The following is a 15349-nucleotide window of genomic DNA, read 5'->3' on the forward strand; positions in this document are numbered from 1 at the left end:
TGAGCGCGCGCACCTCGACCATGACCCAAACGAGCCCTTCGTTTTCGATCCCCTACCGGGCCGCGTGGTGGCTGGTGTTCGTCGCGCTGAGCGTTCCGCTGGCGTGGCTGGCGGGCCTTGCGCTCACCGACGGCTTGGGCGCCAACCCCATTGAGGCGATCAACCGCTACCTCGGCGATTGGGCGTTGCGCATGGTGTTGGTGGCGTTGGCCGCGACGCCGTTGAAGATCCTGTTCGGGTGGCGCTGGCCGGTGCGCTTGCGCCGCATGGTGGGCTTGTGGGCGTTCGCTTACGTGGCGCTGCACATCGTCAACTACGTCGCCATCGACCAGTTCTTCGCCTGGGGCGACATCTGGAAAGACATCGTCAAACGCAACTTCATCACGGTGGGCATGATCGCGTTCGTGATTTTGAGCGCCCTGGCCGCGACGTCGTGGAACGGCGCCATCAAGCGCATGGGCGCGAAGGCGTGGTTGCGTCTGCACAAGCTGGTTTACGCCGCCGCCGCACTGGGCTGCCTGCACTACATCTGGATGGTCAAAGCCGACCTGCTGATGCCGATGGTCCACACCGGCGTGCTGGCCGCGCTGTTGGGCGTGCGTGTGTACGCACGCATCGCTAAATGATCACCGGGTTGTTGTCCACGCCCTGACCGATGTACGTGTCGGCGGGATCGCCTTTGCTCAAGGCATAGGCCCGCAAGTAAGCGTCCCACTGATTTTGCGACACATAGGCTGTCCGCGCGGCCGGCACCTGCGGCTGATTGCCGATCACCAGTTGATATTGATCGTGCGGCGCGTTGTTGGGCACGCCGTAGCGGGCGAAATAGATGTCGACCTCACCGCCGAAATCGAGTGGAGTTAAATTCTGCGCCTGTCCACCCGCGTGAGTCTGCACCGCATAATCGAACGCCATCGCGGTCAACAGACAGCGATAGGTGCCGAAGCTGGAGCCGCCCTCGCCTTCCACTTGGGGCGGCTCGGCGGCCACCGCGATGCCGGGGGACAATTCGTCCCACATCGGCGCGAAGGTTTCTTGAATGTTCAACCCCGCCAGCGCATTGAGCACGGCGTCGCGGGTGGCGGCGTAGGCGCCGTCCTTGAGCATATAGACAATCACGGAATCGGGTTTCGCCGCGTCGGCGGGCGCGGTCGCTTTGAAATGCCCAACATTGGCGAAATGATCCATGACTTGGGCGATGCGCCGCGTCGCCTCGGGGATGTCCACCGGAACGACGTTCGCCGCCACCCGCCAATTCACAGTTTCATCGCGGTCGTCCAGGGCGTAGACATGCAAATAATCGTCGCTCGCGCCAAGCGCTTGGTTCGACAGCACGATACCCGTCTCCGTCAGGGTGCGGCGATATTCCATCGCACACCCGGCGACGTTGAGGATTCCGTAGCTTTGCGCGGCGACTTTGTGATTGCCGACGCCGTTGCACAGCGACAGCATGCCGTAAAACAGGTCGCGGTTGCGCAACACCATCTTGGGCGGCACCGCCGGGTGTAAGGACCGCGTGTAGCACTCATTGTACAAGGCCTCACATTTCTCATCCATGTCATCTCCGGCGTGAGCTTTCAGCACGGGCAAGGCCCATCCTTTGAAGGTCGTGTACGAATCTACGGACGAAAGTGGGTCGCGGGCCATGATGTGTTCTCCTTAAATCCAAATGATCAAAACGACTTTGTGTCAGCACGCGGGCTCAGGCGTCTAAGGGCGACGGCGGCGCGAAAAACATGTCTGCCGGGCCGGTTGGTGTGCGCCGTTCGTAGCTGAACTCGAACCTGTCGCCCTTGGGTTCCGGTTTGGGTTCTGGATCGGGTTTGGGATCCGGAATTGGCATCGGCCCCGGATCGGGTATCGGTTGGTTTTGGGACGGTTCGGGTTTGGGAAACGTCGCCGCCAAGGCCTTTTGCAGCGCGCCCACGGTGCTGTCGACGTTGGCGATGAAGGCGTCGTCGATGTCCAGCAAGCGACGTGCCGATTCTTTCAGTCGCGCTTGATCCAAGACCGCCACGTTGGGACCGGCGATGTATCGCAGGTCCGCGCCCGCGACCATCGACAGGTGGGTTTTCAGCGCCGCCGCATTGGCGCCCACCAACATCGAAATCATCCGCGCCTGGGCGTAGGTCGTGGTTGTGGTCGCCGTCGTGGCCTCACTGCCTTGGATCAGCAACTTGTCGGCCTGGGTACACACCTGCGCCAGCGCTACGATGTCTTTGTCGATCAGCGCGATGTTGTCCACGGTGCGGTAATTGCATTTTGCGCGGGTCAGTTCGGCTTGCACCTGGGCGCGGTACTGGCGGACGTACACATCCAACAAAGCCGCAAATCCCTGCGTGGTAGTCGCCATGGCGGCGTCCTTTTTTCTGCGCCTTAGGGATAAGCGGTGCGGTTGGCGAACACGGCGTTGACGTTGGTGTAGGTGTTCGCGGCGCGGTTTTTATAAAGCGCGAACGCCTGCATGAAGGCTTGGTTGTCGGCGTTGTTCGCCGCCAACGCCAGTTGGTTCTGGTCGTGGGGCGTGGCGATGGGCATGCCGTAGATGGGAAACGCCAGATCGACCCGGGCGTCGAATTGCGGCTGGGTCAAATTACCCAACACGCCGCCCGCGACCTGGGCCAACGCCGTCTCGAACGCGATCGCGGTCACCAGACAGCGAAACCGCCCGAAGCTGATGGATATGCCGTGTCCCGCAGTCGGCCACGTCACGCGCGGCGGTTCCGCCGCCTCGGCCATGCCCAATTGAAACTCTTCCCACATCGGTGCGAAGGTTTGCTGGATTTGCAAGTTTTGCAGCGCCGTGACCAAAGCCGCGCGGATGCCGGCATAGGTCGCGGCCCGTCGACGCATGTAGACGATCAGCGAATCCGGCTTGCTCGCCGAGCCCGGCGCGGACACCTTGAAATGACCGATATCGGCGTTGGCGTCCAAGATCGGGCACACCGCCCCCACGGCGGCGGGTATGTCGACGGGATGGATGTTGAACGCCACCCGCCAATTGTTGTTTTCCACCCGACCGCCTGCCGCGTAGATGTGCAGATAACCGCGCTGCCCTGCGATCGCATTGGCGCTGAGGTCTTCCGGTTCCGACACCAGACAACAGCACAACAAACGCGTGATTGCCCAGTGGCCCAGATAGTCGGACCATGCCTCATATTCCAACCGTTCGACATTGGTCAGGTCGTTGCCGCCTTGAATGTGCACCCGGCGCGCGTTGCCGGCATTGGTCAGGCCGGCGTTGAACAGCAGCGTCTGCATCGCCGTCAGCAGATCTCGTCCAGCCAAAGGCACCTTGGCGGGCACCGCGTCCAACAACGGGGTGTAGCAGTTTCGATACAGCTGGGTCGATTTCTGCCCGGTGTTCATCGCCGCCGTGGCGGGCTGGGTCAGCTCTGCCCAGGCACGCTGTTTGAACAAGGCGTACGATGCAGCGGAAGTTCTGGGAGCACGCGCCATGGCGAACGATCCTTTTGTCTTAAGTTGGCAGGGGGGCCCAGCCTTCGATCAAATCGATCTCATCGGCTTCGGGTATGTTTTGAATTTGATCCCCATCGGTGTCGGGGAACTTTTCGTCTTGGCCGGGAATTTTGGGGCTGTCGCCGGGGCCGGGCGGAATCATCGACGTGAGGTTTTTTGCAAACGCCGCGTCTTCGACCTTCAGCTTTTCTTCCAAGCCCTTCAGCTTGACCTGATCCAGCGTCGCAACCTTGGCGCTTTGAATGTAGGTCAGATCCGCCGCCTGCATGGTGGGAAACAGGCTGTTGACCGATTCGATCGAGGCCTTGAGCCGCTCGCCCAGCATGGTCAACTGCATCTCGTCGCTGGTGGAAATCGGCGTCTTTTCCGTGCCGTATTTGGCCAGCGCGGCGTCGGCCTCTTGAAAGACGCTTTTCAGCGCCGCCAGCGCGGTGTCCAACACACTGAAATCGCGAAATGTGTACGACGTCGTCTGCAATATCTGTTGCGTCGACGACTTGTATTGACCGACGTAGACCTCGAATTGCGAGGTCAGCATGTTCGATGTATCACTCATCAATCGCGCCCCAATTTCCCCGGTGCATGCGCAACCGTGCGCACTGCATTCAGTTCAAGGACGCTGCGTGGAAAATTTTGTGAAGTGACGATTAGGTGGTGCTGGCGCTTTGCGTTTGGCGAATGTCTTGTTCGCTCATGCCGATGGTCAGGGCCATGGCGTCTTTATGCTTTTGCAAATATTTTGTGCCGCGGCGCGGCAGGGGAATTTTTAACCCACGGCACATGCCGATCAATGCTTCCAAGATTTGATCTTCGCTGAGATGGACGCGAAACGGATTGTGCGGGTCGTGAGATGTGTAATGCAGCACGACCTTGAGGCCTTCGGGCGTGTCGTCCGATATCACCCGCCCCTGACTGCCGTCGATCACCTGCACGTCCTCGACATGGGAATCGGGAACGTTCATGTTCTTGTCCTTGGCGTATTTTTGAAACGCCAGACGCAATTCTTGTTTGCTGAAGATCAGCTTGCGGACATCGACGGGCATGGCGGCATTTCTCCCCCATTGAACGGCGCTCTATGCGTCCATTACAGATGGGCACCTTTATCTATAGAACATACCATTTTTTCAGCAACATCAATGTGCTTCGTCCCAATTGTCGCCCACGCCGGCGTCCACCACCAAGGGCACATCGAGCGTCGCGGCATTTTCCATTACCTCTTTAACCAAGGCGCGGGTGGCGTCGAGTTCGCCGTCGGGAACTTCGAAAATCAGTTCGTCATGGACTTGCAGCAGCATGCGCGCGTGTAAGCCGGCGCCATCCAAGGCATCGCCCAGGCGCACCATGGCGCGCTTGATGATGTCCGCCGCGCCGCCTTGAATGGGCGCATTGATTGCGGCGCGTTCGGAAAAGCCGCGCGCCATGGGGTTCTTGTCGTTGATCCCGCCGACGTGGCATTTCCGCCCGAACAACGTGGTGACGTAACCGTGCTCGGCGGCGAAGGCCTTGGTGCCGTCCATGTAGGTGCGGATGCCGGGAAAGCGCTCGAAATAGGCTTTGATGTAATCGCCCGCTTCCCCGCGCGAGATGTCCAACTGACGCGCCAAGCCAAACGCGGATATGCCGTAAATGATGCCGAAGTTGATGGCCTTGGCGCGACGGCGCACCATCGGGTCCATGCCGTCGATGGGCACGCCGAACACTTCCGACGCGGTCATGGCGTGAATGTCGAGGTCCGCATGGAACGCGTCCTTGAGCTGGGGGATGTTCGCCACGTGGGCCAGCAGCCGCAGTTCGATTTGCGAGTAATCCGCGCTGAGCAATTTGTGTCCCGGCTCGGCGATGAAGGCCTTGCGGATTTTGCGGCCTTCTTCGGTGCGGATGGGAATGTTTTGCAGATTGGGGTCCGATGACGCCAAGCGTCCGGTCGACGTCGCCGCCATCGAATACGAGGTGTGCACGCGCCCGGTCTCGGCATTGATCTGCCCGATCAGCGCATCCGTGTAGGTGCTTTTGAGCTTGGCCAATTGCCGCCAATCCAACACCCGTGCGGGCAATTCGTGGCCGTCGGCGGCCAAGCCTTCGAGGATGTCGGCACCGGTGGCGTAGGCCCCGGTCTTGCCCTTTTTGCCGCCTTCGATGCCCAGTTTGTCGAACAGGATTTCACCGAGTTGCTTGGGCGAGCCGATGTTGAATTCCTGTCCGGCGAGTTTGTGGATTTCAATTTCCAGATCGCCGAGGCGCTTGGCGAAATCGTCCGACAGACGCTTCAGTTCAGTGGCGTCAACCTTGATGCCGTGGCGTTCCATTTGCACCAAAACCGGGATCAGCGGCCGTTCCAAGGTTTCGTAAACCGTGCTCATGTGCTGCGCGACGAGGCGCGGCTTGAGCATCTTGTGCAGCTTCAGCGTCACGTCGGCGTCTTCGGCGGCATAGTCCAGCGCCTTGTCCAGCGCGACCCGGTCGAACGTCACCTGCGCCTTGCCGGTGCCGGCGACATCTTTGAATTTGATGGTTTCGTATCCCAGATGCAGGCGCGCCAGTTCGTCCATGCCGTGGCCGTGTTGACCACTTTCCAGCACGTAGCTGAGCACCATGGTGTCATCAACCGGAGCGACATCGAGGTCGTAACGGCTCAGCACCAACAGATCGTATTTGATATTCTGTCCGACCTTGAGCACGCCCGGATCTTCCAACATCGGCTTGAGCAGCGCCAACGCCTGCGCCAGGGGAATTTGTTCCGGCGCGCCTTGATCGCCTTGCCCATCGCCGTCGCCGAAATCGAACCCGCCTTGGGCTTCCGCGCCTTTGTGTGCCAGCGGGATGTAACACGCCCGCCCCGGCGTCACGCACAACGACACGCCGACCAGGTCCGCCGACATGGCGTCGAGCGACGTGGTTTCGGTGTCGACCGCGACCACGCCTGCCTCCATCGCGGCGGCGATCCAGCGTTTGAGCGCCTCTTCGTCCTGCACCAATTCATATTCGGCCTGGGCGGTGGGAATTTCGACCGCCGGGACCGCGTTGACGTTCTGCGTAGTGCTCGAAGCGGCCCTTTTGGTTTTGTTGCCGTTGTCGCCGATCGACACGCCGCGCGCCTCGACCTTGGACACCAGCGACTTGAAATTCTGCTCACGCAAAAAGTCCAACAGCGTGCCGACGTCGGGTTTGACCACGTCGAAGTCATCCAACGGCACCTCGACCGGCACGTCCTGGCACAGCGTCACCAGTTGCTTGGACACCCGCGCGTTGTCCGCCTGTTCAATTAGGCGTTCGCGGCGTTTGGGCTGCTTGATATTTTGGGCGTTGGCGAGCACACCTTCGAGATCGCCGTACTCGTTGATCAACTGCGCGGCGGTCTTGACGCCGATGCCTTCGACCCCCGGCACATTGTCGGCGCTGTCGCCGGCCAGCGCCTGCACGTCGATAACCCGATCGGGGCCGACGCCGAACTTTTCCAGAACTTCGTCGGGGCCGATAATGCGATTTTTCATCGCATCCATCATCACCACGCCCTCGCCGACCAACTGCATCAAGTCCTTGTCCGAAGACACGATGGTGACTTCGGCGCCCTGTTCGCGCGCTTGGCGCACATAGGTGGCGATCAGGTCGTCGGCCTCATAGCCGTCCATGTCCACGGCCTTGAGACCCATCGCGCGGGTGGCGTCGCGGACCAGTTCGAACTGCGGAATCAGATCGTCGGGCGGCGGCGGACGATGGGCTTTGTATTGGGGATAAATGTCGGAACGAAAGGTCTTGCGCGCGCGGTCGAAAATCACCGCGATGTGGTCGGCGTCGGTGTCTTCCACCAGCTTCAGCAACATCGCGGTAAAACCGTAGACCGCGCCGACGGGGGTACCGTCGGGACGCGTCATCGGCGGAAGTGCGTGATAAGCCCGAAAGATAAAGCCCGAGCCGTCGATCAAAAAGACGTGTTTCATGCCATGTTGCCCGGGCGCTTAATGCGCTGCGGCTTTGGCGTTGGGGTCGAGCACGAACACCTTGGAGCAATACGGGCACACCGCCTTGCCGGTTTTGACGTCGATCTTCACGTAAACCCGGGGATGCCCACCGGATTCGGCATCGCCATCGCAAGAGACGGTGGTGGACGTCACGGTGGTCGGGGCCGTGTCTGTCATGGTGGGGTTCCTCCGGACAAGATGGTATAGGGTGCACACTCTATATATTGACTTGCACGCCCACGCAAAGGGCTTACATTTCCCCCAAACATGAGCACGCGCGTTCAGCGGATGATACCCCAAGCGCCGCCGGTTGCAACGCCCCAAGGAGCTTAATTTCGTGACCTCCCTCGCCAACAGTACCCCCACCAACGCTGTGGAAATCCGCGATCTGTGCAAAACCTATAAGGCTCAGGGCAAGCGCGGCGAGATGCGCGCGCTTTCGAATCTCAACCTGGACATTCCCCGCGGCTCCTTTTTCGGCCTGCTGGGCCCCAACGGCGCAGGCAAATCGACGTTGATCAACATTCTCGCCGGGCTGGTGCTGAAAACGTCCGGCGACGTGCGCATCTGGGATCACGACATCACCACCGACACCCGCGCCGCCAAACGCGCCATCGGCATCGTGCCCCAAGAGCTCAACATCGACCCATATTTCACGCCCCGCGAAGCGCTGGAAGTTCAGGCTGGCCTATACGGCGTGCCCAAGGATCAGCGGCGCACCGACGAAATTCTCGAAGCGGTCGGCTTGATGGACAAGGCCTCGGCCTACGCGCGCACGCTTTCGGGCGGCATGCGCCGCCGCCTCTTGGTGGCGAAAGCGCTGGTGCACACGCCGCCGGTGTTGGTGCTGGACGAACCCACCGCCGGCGTGGACGTCGAGCTGCGCCGCCAATTGTGGGCCTATGTGCGCAAGCTCAACGAAGACGGCGTGACCGTGTTGCTGACCACCCACTACCTGGAAGAAGCCGAAGAGCTGTGCGATCGCATCGCCATCATCAACCACGGCAAACTCATAGCTTGCGATGAAACGAAGAATCTGATGGGAAAGCTCGACAGCAAACGCGTCACCGTGATGCTGACCGAGGATCTGGCCGCCGTGCCGGACAATCTCAACGCCTTCAACGTCACCCTCAAAGACCAGCGCGAGCTTGAATTCACCTATCAGCCGAGTCAAATTAAGTCGTCCGACATCATCACCGCGGTGCAGGACGCGGGCCTCAAGTTCGCTGAAATCGCCACCAAGGAACCGGAGTTGGAAGACATCTTCGTCCAGCTCACCAGTCAGCCGGACCAGACCACCAACCCTTAAACGGAACGTGGATATGAGCACACTAACCGCACCGACCGGGGACGAAGGCTATCTGCTCGACCCCGCCGATTGGACCGAAGAGATCGCCGAACAACTGGCCGCCGCCGAGGACTTGGTGTTGACCGACGAGCATTGGAGCGTGATCCGTTATGTGCGCGATTGGCATGCTGAGCACGGCGTCGCCCCCAGCGGCCGCGACGTCATCCAATTCATGAAATCCCAGGGGGCTTCGCGCAATCGATTGTTCGAATTGTTTCCCTATGGTTATGTGCAGCAGACCTGTAAGATCGCCGGCATGATCAAGCCGCGCTCGTGGAGTACAGGCTGAACCGACCAACCGCTTTCTTAGGCCTCCCCATGCTCGACATTCTTCTCGCCAATCCCGCCGCTAATCTGGTCGGCGTTGTGTGCGTTGCGCTTGGCGCGACGTGGCCGCTCTACAAGACCCGTCGCGGCCTATTGTGGGCGCAAGCCGCCGTGCACGTAGCGTTTTCCACCCACTTCTTTTTGCTCGGCGCGTTCACCGGCAGCATCATGAACGCGTTGGGCCTGGGTCAAGCGTTGGCGGCCCTGCCGCTGGGCAAGCGTCCCGGTTTCAAGATCATATATCTGCTGACCTTGCCGTTGATCGCCATCGGCGCGTATCTGACCTGGCAGGGTTTGCCGTCGGTGTTTTCGTCGTTGGCGCTGGCGCTGTTCAGCATCGCGCGTTATCTGAGCAATACTTTGGTGATGCGGGCGTTGATGCTGGTGGCTATTCTCAGTTGGACCACCCACGATATGCTGGTGCTGTCGATCCCCGGCCTTGCCGCAGACGCATTGTCGTTCGCCACGTCGCTGTGGATGATCCGCACCGAGTTGCGCATGAACAAACTCGAACCGGCCAAGGCTTAACGCGAGAAAGGACCGACGATGAACAAAGACAGCCTACGCATCGCCGCCATTTCCATCGTCGTGGTGTTGGCCGGTTTTGTGTTCGCCTATCAGTTCGTCGAACCCGCGCCGCCGCGTGAAATCACCATCGCCAGCGGCGGACCGAGCGGTGCATATTACGCGTTCGCCAAGCGCTATCACGATGTGTTGGCGCGCCAGGGCATCAAGCTCAACGTGCTGCAAAGCGCAGGTTCGATCGAAAACATCGCGCTGCTGTCGTCGGGCAAAGCCGACGTCGCGTTCGTGCAAGGCGGCACCGGCGACGCCGCCGCCAATCCCGAATTGGTATCGTTGGGATCGCTGTATTTCGAACCTTTGTGGGTGTTCGTGCGGGCGGGTTTGAACGTCACCAAGGTCATCGATCTGAACGGCCTCAAGGTCGCCGCGGGCGCCGAAGGCAGCGGCACCTGGGCGGTGGCGCAACAACTGCTAGCGCTCAACCGCATTCCCACGGATGCCCCCGTCATCGCGCATCTGTCGTCGGACGAAGCCGTGCGCGCGTTGCTGTCGGGCGGCATCGATGCGGCCTTTTTCGTCAGCTCGCCGAACGCGACATTGATCCGCGAACTGTTGCGCCAGCCGCGCTTGTCGTTGTTGAATTTCGATCGCGCCGCCGCCTATACCCGTCAACACCGCTATCTATCGGCGGTGACCTTGCATCAAGGGGTCATCAGTCTCAGCGACAACATTCCGACCCATGACACGACCTTGCTGGCCCCTGCGGCAACCCTGGCGGCACGCGAAGACTTGCACCCGGCGTTGCAGACATTGATCGTGCAGGCGGCGGCGGAAATTCACGGTTCCGGCGGTGTGTTCGAAGAACCTGGGCAGTTCCCCTCGACCCGCTATCTCGATTACCCCTTGAGCGACGACGCGCGGCGCTATCTGGAAAACGGCCCGTCGTTTTTGGAACGCTACCTGCCGTTTTGGGCGGCGGTGCTGGTGGACCGGCTGAAGGTCATGGTGATTCCGCTGATCACTTTGATGATCCCGTTGGCGAAAATCCTGCCGCCGGCGTATCGCTGGCGCATCCGCTCGCGCATCTATCGCTGGTACAAGGATTTGATCCGCATCGAACAAGCCGCGCTGAACGCTTCCGATCCGACCGAGCGCCAAGCCTTGATCAATGAACTGTCGACCATGGCCGACGAAGTGCGCGATTTACACGTGCCGCTGTCGTACACCGACGAGGTCTATAATCTACGCCTGCATATCGAAATGGTGTTGCGCACATTGAACGTCCCCGCGCCATGAGCGGCGTGCGCATCCGCCCGGCCAGCCCTAATGATAGCGCGCCCGTCAGCGCGCTGCTCAAAACGTCTTACAGCCTGTTGCTGGCGCGCGATTATTCAGCGGAGGTGCTGGATCTGGCTCTGCCGCTGATCTGTAAGGCCAACCCCGCTCTGTTGCAGTCCGGCACCTACTATGTCGCCGAAAGTCCGGACGGCTTGATCGTCGGTTGCGGCGGCTGGACCCCACAGCGCCCCGGAACCGGGGACGAACGCGACGGCCTCGGCCACATCCGTCATTTTGCCACCCATCCCACCTGGACCCGCCAAGGCATTGGCCGCGCGCTGGTGGAACGCTGCAAAACGGACGCCCGGGCAAGCGGCATCAGCCGCTTCGAATGCTATTCCAGTTTGTCGGCGCGCAATTTTTACGCCGCACTGGATTTTCGCGCCTGCGGCTCCATCGATGTCCGCCTCAGCGATGCATGCGTATTTCCCAGCGTGCATATGGAATGCGCACTTTAAGCCTGTCCCGGGGTAAACTTCTGGCCTGAAACAGCGGGGTGATAGAGCGGCTGCACAATGTTGCCTGCCGGATCCTTGCAATGAAAACTGCGCGCGCCGTCGCTGTGATCGTGCGGCGTGTCCAATACATCGACCCCCTGGGCTTTCATGAACCGGTACCAGTCTTCCAGGTCTTGTTTGGTGTCGACGATGAAGCCGAAATGGTCCATCCAGCCGCCGTCCGCCCTTGCCTCTTTCGCAGCATCCGCTGAACACCGCCCCAAGGACAGATTGTCGTTGCCGAGCGTCAGATACACCAGATTGGCGCTGGCGCGATTGAGTACCTTCATGCCGATGATGTTGACGTAGAAGTCTTCACATTCTTCCAGATTCGGCACTTTAAAAGCGAGGTGGCGCAGGCCGTTGAAAGGGTTGGGTCTTGAATTCACGGGTGGTTTCCCTTACTTGCGGTGTCATCGTTGGTTCCCCAGGAGATAGTCATGTATTGCATCATCGTCAAAACCCAATTGCAGCCCGGCGTGCGGAAAGCGTTTCTCGACGCCATGCTGCCCAACGCCGAGGCCTCTGTGCGCGACGAACCCGGCTGCATCGCATTCGACGTCTTGGAAGCACGCGACGAGCCCGACACCTTTTACCTCTATGAAATCTACGCCAGCCCGGACGCCTTGAATGCGCACAAGGAAACCCCGCATTACAAAGCGTGCCGCGCGGTGGTCAACGACCTGATCGCCGAACAATCGGTGATCCGTGCCGACATCACCGCGCTGAACCCGGCCAACCCGGGTCTGCGGCCTTAAACGCAAAAAGCCCCCGCGCAACATCGGCGCGGGGGCTTTTTCAAACCGACGTCAAGCGGGGCTTAGTAGCCGCCCTTGCGCTTGGTTTCCGGCAAGCCGGCAATTTTGGTCGCCTGCTTGGACGGCTGCATGGGGAACAGGTCATACAGGTCCTTGGTCGACGGCTTTTCGCCCCAAACGGCGGCCATGGCTTTGACCATGTTGCGTTCGTTGGGCTGATTGGCGTTGTTGTTAATGTATTCGTCACGCAGGAAGTTGATCAGATCCCAGTGCTTTTGCGTCAACTCGGGAATCGCTTCGGCGATGGCGATTTCTTTGGCGATGTCTTCGTTCCAGTCGTCCAGGTTGACCAGAAAGCCTTTATCGGTGGTTTCGATATCTGCGTAACCCATCTGTAATCCTCACTGTTTTCGTCGTTTTTTTGTTCACCTGACCAGGCTCTCTGCAATTTGCAGGGCCGATCTATATGAGATTGACCTAATATAATATCGAAATTGGAACATTTCTAGACGCATGTTTTGCGTGTTCGATCCCTGGGATAAAAAAAACCTTGAAGACCTGCCTCATCGATTCCCACCTTGAATGGTACGATGAATATAGACAAACCCCTTCAAGGATGGCTTGATCGCGCTTTGGCGTTTCCTCGGTTGGTGCTGTTGAGCGGATCGCTTCTCATGCCACTCGCCGCGACCTCGAACGCTTACGCCAAGGAGATGGCGGACTCGCCGCCCGATTCCAGTGCGCCGATCTTGGTTTGCACAAATCAGACCAACGCCATTCATCAGATCGCCGCCGATTTTATAGTTGAAGCGTACAAACGCATTGGGCGCAACGTCGAATTCGTCGACCTGCCCAACCGTCGTTCATTGATGCTCGCAAATGAAGGCGATTGCGATGCCGAAACCATTCGCATCGCCGACATGGGGAAAACGTACCCCAATCTGATCGCCGTGCCGGTCATCGTGACCGAATTGCAAGCCGTCGCATTTATGGGCCACGATGACAAAACCGATCATTCATTGATCAATGATTGGAAAGACATCCAGGGCCTGGAAACAGCGATCATCAACGGCGAAATTTATGCCGAACGCAACACGGCCAATATGAGCGTGAGCAAGGTCCGCACCTACACGCAACTGTTTACGATGCTTGAACAAGGCCGCATCGACGTCGCCATTGGAATTCGCCGTGTGGGTCTGGTGGAAAGGTCTCGCAATTTTCCAAACGCATCGTTTCATGTACACGGCGCCCCGTTATTGCGCGCGCCTATGTACCATTACATTCACCGCAAAAATACGCATCTACTGCGCCCGCTCACCGAGGTCCTCAACGCGATGCGCGCAAGCGGCGAACTGGATGCCCTCAACGCCCAGGCGCTTGACCGCCTGATGTCCCAGCCGTAAGGCGGGTATCTGACTTAGTTGCCGAAAAACTCCAGCAACCATTCCATTTCGTCCTCGGTCAGAGGATACAGCCCCCCTTCCGTTTTGATCACTTTGCTCGGCGTGATCGCGCCCAGGCGTTTTTGCATCAGCAAGATGCTTTCCGGCTGCAAACCGGCTTTCCAACTGAGCGCCACAATGGCCTTGGGGTTGTTTGAGCGGGCAATTTGTTCGACCGTGCCCGGCGTCATCTCGCCCAGAACGGCCAGCGCGGCGATGGCGTACTCTTTTTGTCCGGCCTTGAGCGCGCTGTCCACCATATCGGGCACCAGATTTCCTTCGGCGTGCAGCCTTTTGGCTTTGGCGTAAGCCGTTTCTTGGCCGGCCGTCGCCTCCTCTTCGGCCGCGAGATCAAGCCGCCAAGAGACCTCTTCACGTACCGCCTTGGCGGTTTCAGGGTCCAAATCCTTGCGATTGAGCAACGCCTTGATCAAATGATCGGCGACGAAATCGGCCAGCCGCAAGGCCACACTCTTGGGCAGCGTCGGACGATGCACCAAGGGGTCTTGCAGCGATTTGACGGTGCGCGAACGATCGCAGATCCGCTCCAGCAAATCTTCTTTAATGGAAACCGAGCCGTTGCCCAGCAGCTCCGCCACCGCCGCCGTGTCGTTGGCGGCGAAAATCTTTTCCATGACCTCGTCGGTCAGGTTGGAACGGCGCGAAATCGCGCTCAACGCTCCTTCGACGGGATTCAGGTTGATGATCTGTTGCAGATCGTATTCGGTCAGCACCGGCGAATTTTCCAGCACCGGGGCGCACACCATCAGCTCGGAATCCTCGGCCAGGTGGCGGATCACCTCGGGCGGCGCGTCGGCCATGTCCTTGAGCGTTTCGGCGACGATTTGGCGAACCTTGGTGGCTTGATCGCGCGCCAGGGTCTCCAACGCCTCGTAGGTCATTCGTCGTAGCTTATCGACCTCATTGGCGCTCAGGCCCGGCGCCAGCTTTGAGATTTTTGCCGCCAGCCGGCTGCGTACGCCTTCATCTTCATCCTTGGTCAGCAGCACGTCCGCCTGACGCGGGGTGGCGGAATTGTCGGCAATAGCGGCGCGCACGGACGCGACCTTATCGGTGGCGAGAAAATAGAGAATTTCCGGTTGCGCGTTGGGATGTTCGGCGACCTCTTGGCGCACCTTGACGTCTTCATTTCGCGCCAATTCCTTGGCTTCTTCGTAATCGAGGGTCTTGCCCTTGCGAAATTTTTCCAACAAGCCTTTGAGCATGTCTAACCGTCTCACCTTCCCAATGCGCGCCCCCTCGCCCCACGTGAGGCCAAGTTCCTCATATAATTGACCGAATGAAGACCCGCGGCAAGTCCGCACTATGTGTAAGTGGAACCTTGCGGTGATGCGACCTTATCGCTAATGTGCGCCCCGTAAGCACCCGTAGCTCAGCTGGATAGAGCGCTGCCCTCCGAAGGCAGAGGTCGTGAGTTCGAATCTCGCCGGGTGCGCCATATTTACAAGGAGTTAGCGTTTTGTCGCTAACTCCTTATTTATTGACGGAAGCATGGCGGAAGCAACTGGCGTGCTGACGACAAAACATTTCACTTATTGGCTATGGCAGATGCAACTAAATGGGCATCTGCGTTTGACAGTTAATTCACCACCGAACTAGGTTGTCTTTTAGAGTTTGGGGCATCAAACTATCTGCAGCTTGGATTTCCATGCAT

18 protein-coding genes and 1 tRNA gene are annotated in these 15349 nt (G+C 59.4%); 9 read left to right on the plus strand and 10 right to left on the minus strand.

Annotation, left to right across the window (positions count from 1 at the left end):
* Positions 1 to 20 precede the first annotated feature (20 nt).
* Positions 21 to 626, plus strand: a complete 606-nt coding sequence (locus VIN96_RS10380; protein WP_414675606.1) for a sulfite oxidase heme-binding subunit YedZ — start codon at positions 21 to 23, stop codon at positions 624 to 626.
* On the opposite strand, the gene VIN96_RS10385 is transcribed toward VIN96_RS10380, so the two are convergent.
* From VIN96_RS10385 to VIN96_RS10415, 7 genes are all read right to left on the minus strand, one after another.
* Complete coding sequence (locus tag VIN96_RS10385; protein ID WP_331895984.1) at positions 619 to 1647, minus strand: T3SS effector HopA1 family protein; 1029 nt, start codon at positions 1645 to 1647, stop codon at positions 619 to 621. The two genes, VIN96_RS10380 and VIN96_RS10385, sit on opposite strands and share 8 nt — an antisense overlap.
* 55 nt (positions 1648 to 1702) lie before the next feature.
* On the minus strand, positions 1703 to 2353 hold the full coding sequence (locus tag VIN96_RS10390) for a hypothetical protein (RefSeq protein ID WP_331895986.1): 651 nt from the start codon (positions 2351 to 2353) through the stop codon (positions 1703 to 1705).
* Positions 2354 to 2376: 23 nt separating this feature from the next.
* On the minus strand, positions 2377 to 3459 hold the full coding sequence (locus VIN96_RS10395) for a hypothetical protein (RefSeq protein ID WP_331895988.1): 1083 nt from the start codon (positions 3457 to 3459) through the stop codon (positions 2377 to 2379).
* Positions 3460 to 3478: 19 nt separating this feature from the next.
* The gene (locus VIN96_RS10400) at positions 3479 to 4036 is read right to left on the minus strand and encodes a hypothetical protein (protein WP_331895990.1); all 558 of its coding nucleotides are present in this window, start codon (positions 4034 to 4036) and stop codon (positions 3479 to 3481) included.
* Positions 4037 to 4127: 91 nt separating this feature from the next.
* Positions 4128 to 4523, minus strand: coding sequence for a hypothetical protein (locus VIN96_RS10405; protein ID WP_331895992.1), 396 nt, complete (start codon positions 4521 to 4523; stop codon positions 4128 to 4130).
* 90 nt (positions 4524 to 4613) lie between these two features.
* Positions 4614 to 7418, minus strand: coding sequence for a DNA polymerase I (polA, locus tag VIN96_RS10410; protein WP_331895994.1), 2805 nt, complete (start codon positions 7416 to 7418; stop codon positions 4614 to 4616).
* 18 nt (positions 7419 to 7436) lie between these two features.
* Entirely contained in the window at positions 7437 to 7616 is a 180-nt protein-coding gene (locus tag VIN96_RS10415) for a zinc-finger domain-containing protein (protein WP_331895996.1), read from the minus strand.
* 160 nt (positions 7617 to 7776) lie between these two features.
* Here VIN96_RS10415 and VIN96_RS10420 point away from each other — a divergent pair, with 160 nt between their 5' ends.
* Genes VIN96_RS10420 through VIN96_RS10440 form a run of 5 tightly spaced genes read left to right on the plus strand, consistent with a single transcriptional unit; the run spans position 7777 to position 11435 of the window.
* The gene (locus VIN96_RS10420) at positions 7777 to 8748 is read left to right on the plus strand and encodes an ABC transporter ATP-binding protein (protein WP_331895997.1); all 972 of its coding nucleotides are present in this window, start codon (positions 7777 to 7779) and stop codon (positions 8746 to 8748) included.
* A 13-nt stretch (positions 8749 to 8761) separates the two neighbouring features.
* On the plus strand, positions 8762 to 9076 hold the full coding sequence (locus VIN96_RS10425) for a TusE/DsrC/DsvC family sulfur relay protein (RefSeq protein WP_331895998.1): 315 nt from the start codon (positions 8762 to 8764) through the stop codon (positions 9074 to 9076).
* 29 nt (positions 9077 to 9105) lie between these two features.
* Entirely contained in the window at positions 9106 to 9642 is a 537-nt protein-coding gene (locus VIN96_RS10430) for a YgjV family protein (protein ID WP_331896000.1), read from the plus strand.
* Between the two features lie 18 nt (positions 9643 to 9660).
* Entirely contained in the window at positions 9661 to 10935 is a 1275-nt protein-coding gene (locus VIN96_RS10435; protein WP_331896001.1) for a TAXI family TRAP transporter solute-binding subunit, read from the plus strand.
* Complete coding sequence (locus tag VIN96_RS10440; RefSeq protein WP_331896002.1) at positions 10932 to 11435, plus strand: GNAT family N-acetyltransferase; 504 nt, start codon at positions 10932 to 10934, stop codon at positions 11433 to 11435. The genes VIN96_RS10435 and VIN96_RS10440 overlap by 4 nt, the downstream gene beginning before the upstream one ends.
* Here VIN96_RS10440 and VIN96_RS10445 read toward each other — a convergent pair.
* Entirely contained in the window at positions 11432 to 11863 is a 432-nt protein-coding gene (locus VIN96_RS10445) for a VOC family protein (protein ID WP_331896003.1), read from the minus strand. The genes VIN96_RS10440 and VIN96_RS10445 overlap by 4 nt on opposite strands.
* A gap of 51 nt (positions 11864 to 11914) precedes the next feature.
* Here VIN96_RS10445 and VIN96_RS10450 point away from each other — a divergent pair, with 51 nt between their 5' ends.
* Positions 11915 to 12232, plus strand: a complete 318-nt coding sequence (locus VIN96_RS10450) for a putative quinol monooxygenase (RefSeq protein ID WP_331896005.1) — start codon at positions 11915 to 11917, stop codon at positions 12230 to 12232.
* Between the two features lie 62 nt (positions 12233 to 12294).
* Here VIN96_RS10450 and VIN96_RS10455 read toward each other — a convergent pair whose 3' ends face one another.
* On the minus strand, positions 12295 to 12624 hold the full coding sequence (locus VIN96_RS10455; RefSeq protein WP_331896006.1) for a TusE/DsrC/DsvC family sulfur relay protein: 330 nt from the start codon (positions 12622 to 12624) through the stop codon (positions 12295 to 12297).
* Between the two features lie 282 nt (positions 12625 to 12906).
* On the opposite strand from VIN96_RS10455, the gene VIN96_RS10460 reads away from it, so the two are divergent.
* Positions 12907 to 13635, plus strand: a complete 729-nt coding sequence (locus VIN96_RS10460; RefSeq protein ID WP_331896007.1) for a transporter substrate-binding domain-containing protein — start codon at positions 12907 to 12909, stop codon at positions 13633 to 13635.
* 14 nt (positions 13636 to 13649) lie between these two features.
* Here VIN96_RS10460 and VIN96_RS10465 read toward each other — a convergent pair whose 3' ends face one another.
* Complete coding sequence (locus VIN96_RS10465; RefSeq protein WP_331896008.1) at positions 13650 to 14900, minus strand: DUF2336 domain-containing protein; 1251 nt, start codon at positions 14898 to 14900, stop codon at positions 13650 to 13652.
* Between the two features lie 156 nt (positions 14901 to 15056).
* On the opposite strand from VIN96_RS10465, the gene VIN96_RS10470 reads away from it, so the two are divergent.
* Positions 15057 to 15133, plus strand: a tRNA-Arg gene (locus VIN96_RS10470).
* Positions 15134 to 15349 lie beyond the last annotated feature (216 nt).

The sequence above is a fragment of the Magnetovibrio sp. genome, assembly GCF_036568125.1.
GTDB lineage: Bacteria > Pseudomonadota > Alphaproteobacteria > Rhodospirillales > Magnetovibrionaceae > Magnetovibrio.

Excerpts from the sequence above, each read along its gene's own strand:
- polA (WP_331895994.1), bottom strand. The coding sequence starts at position 7,418 with ATGAAACACGTCTTTTTGATCGACGGCTCGGGCTTTATCTTTCGGGCT.
- VIN96_RS10455 (WP_331896006.1), bottom strand. The coding sequence starts at position 12,624 with ATGGGTTACGCAGATATCGAAACCACCGATAAAGGCTTTCTGGTCAAC.
- VIN96_RS10380 (WP_414675606.1), top strand. The coding sequence starts at position 21 with ATGACCCAAACGAGCCCTTCGTTTTCGATCCCCTACCGGGCCGCGTGG.
- VIN96_RS10390 (WP_331895986.1), bottom strand. The coding sequence starts at position 2,353 with ATGGCGACTACCACGCAGGGATTTGCGGCTTTGTTGGATGTGTACGTC.
- VIN96_RS10440 (WP_331896002.1), top strand. The coding sequence starts at position 10,932 with ATGAGCGGCGTGCGCATCCGCCCGGCCAGCCCTAATGATAGCGCGCCC.
- VIN96_RS10450 (WP_331896005.1), top strand. The coding sequence starts at position 11,915 with ATGTATTGCATCATCGTCAAAACCCAATTGCAGCCCGGCGTGCGGAAA.
- VIN96_RS10460 (WP_331896007.1), top strand. The coding sequence starts at position 12,907 with ATGCCACTCGCCGCGACCTCGAACGCTTACGCCAAGGAGATGGCGGAC.
- VIN96_RS10385 (WP_331895984.1), bottom strand. The coding sequence starts at position 1,647 with ATGGCCCGCGACCCACTTTCGTCCGTAGATTCGTACACGACCTTCAAA.
- VIN96_RS10395 (WP_331895988.1), bottom strand. The coding sequence starts at position 3,459 with ATGGCGCGTGCTCCCAGAACTTCCGCTGCATCGTACGCCTTGTTCAAA.
- VIN96_RS10400 (WP_331895990.1), bottom strand. The coding sequence starts at position 4,036 with ATGAGTGATACATCGAACATGCTGACCTCGCAATTCGAGGTCTACGTC.
- VIN96_RS10435 (WP_331896001.1), top strand. The coding sequence starts at position 9,661 with ATGAACAAAGACAGCCTACGCATCGCCGCCATTTCCATCGTCGTGGTG.
- VIN96_RS10430 (WP_331896000.1), top strand. The coding sequence starts at position 9,106 with ATGCTCGACATTCTTCTCGCCAATCCCGCCGCTAATCTGGTCGGCGTT.
- VIN96_RS10425 (WP_331895998.1), top strand. The coding sequence starts at position 8,762 with ATGAGCACACTAACCGCACCGACCGGGGACGAAGGCTATCTGCTCGAC.
- VIN96_RS10415 (WP_331895996.1), bottom strand. The coding sequence starts at position 7,616 with ATGACAGACACGGCCCCGACCACCGTGACGTCCACCACCGTCTCTTGC.
- VIN96_RS10465 (WP_331896008.1), bottom strand. The coding sequence starts at position 14,900 with ATGCTCAAAGGCTTGTTGGAAAAATTTCGCAAGGGCAAGACCCTCGAT.
- VIN96_RS10405 (WP_331895992.1), bottom strand. The coding sequence starts at position 4,523 with ATGCCCGTCGATGTCCGCAAGCTGATCTTCAGCAAACAAGAATTGCGT.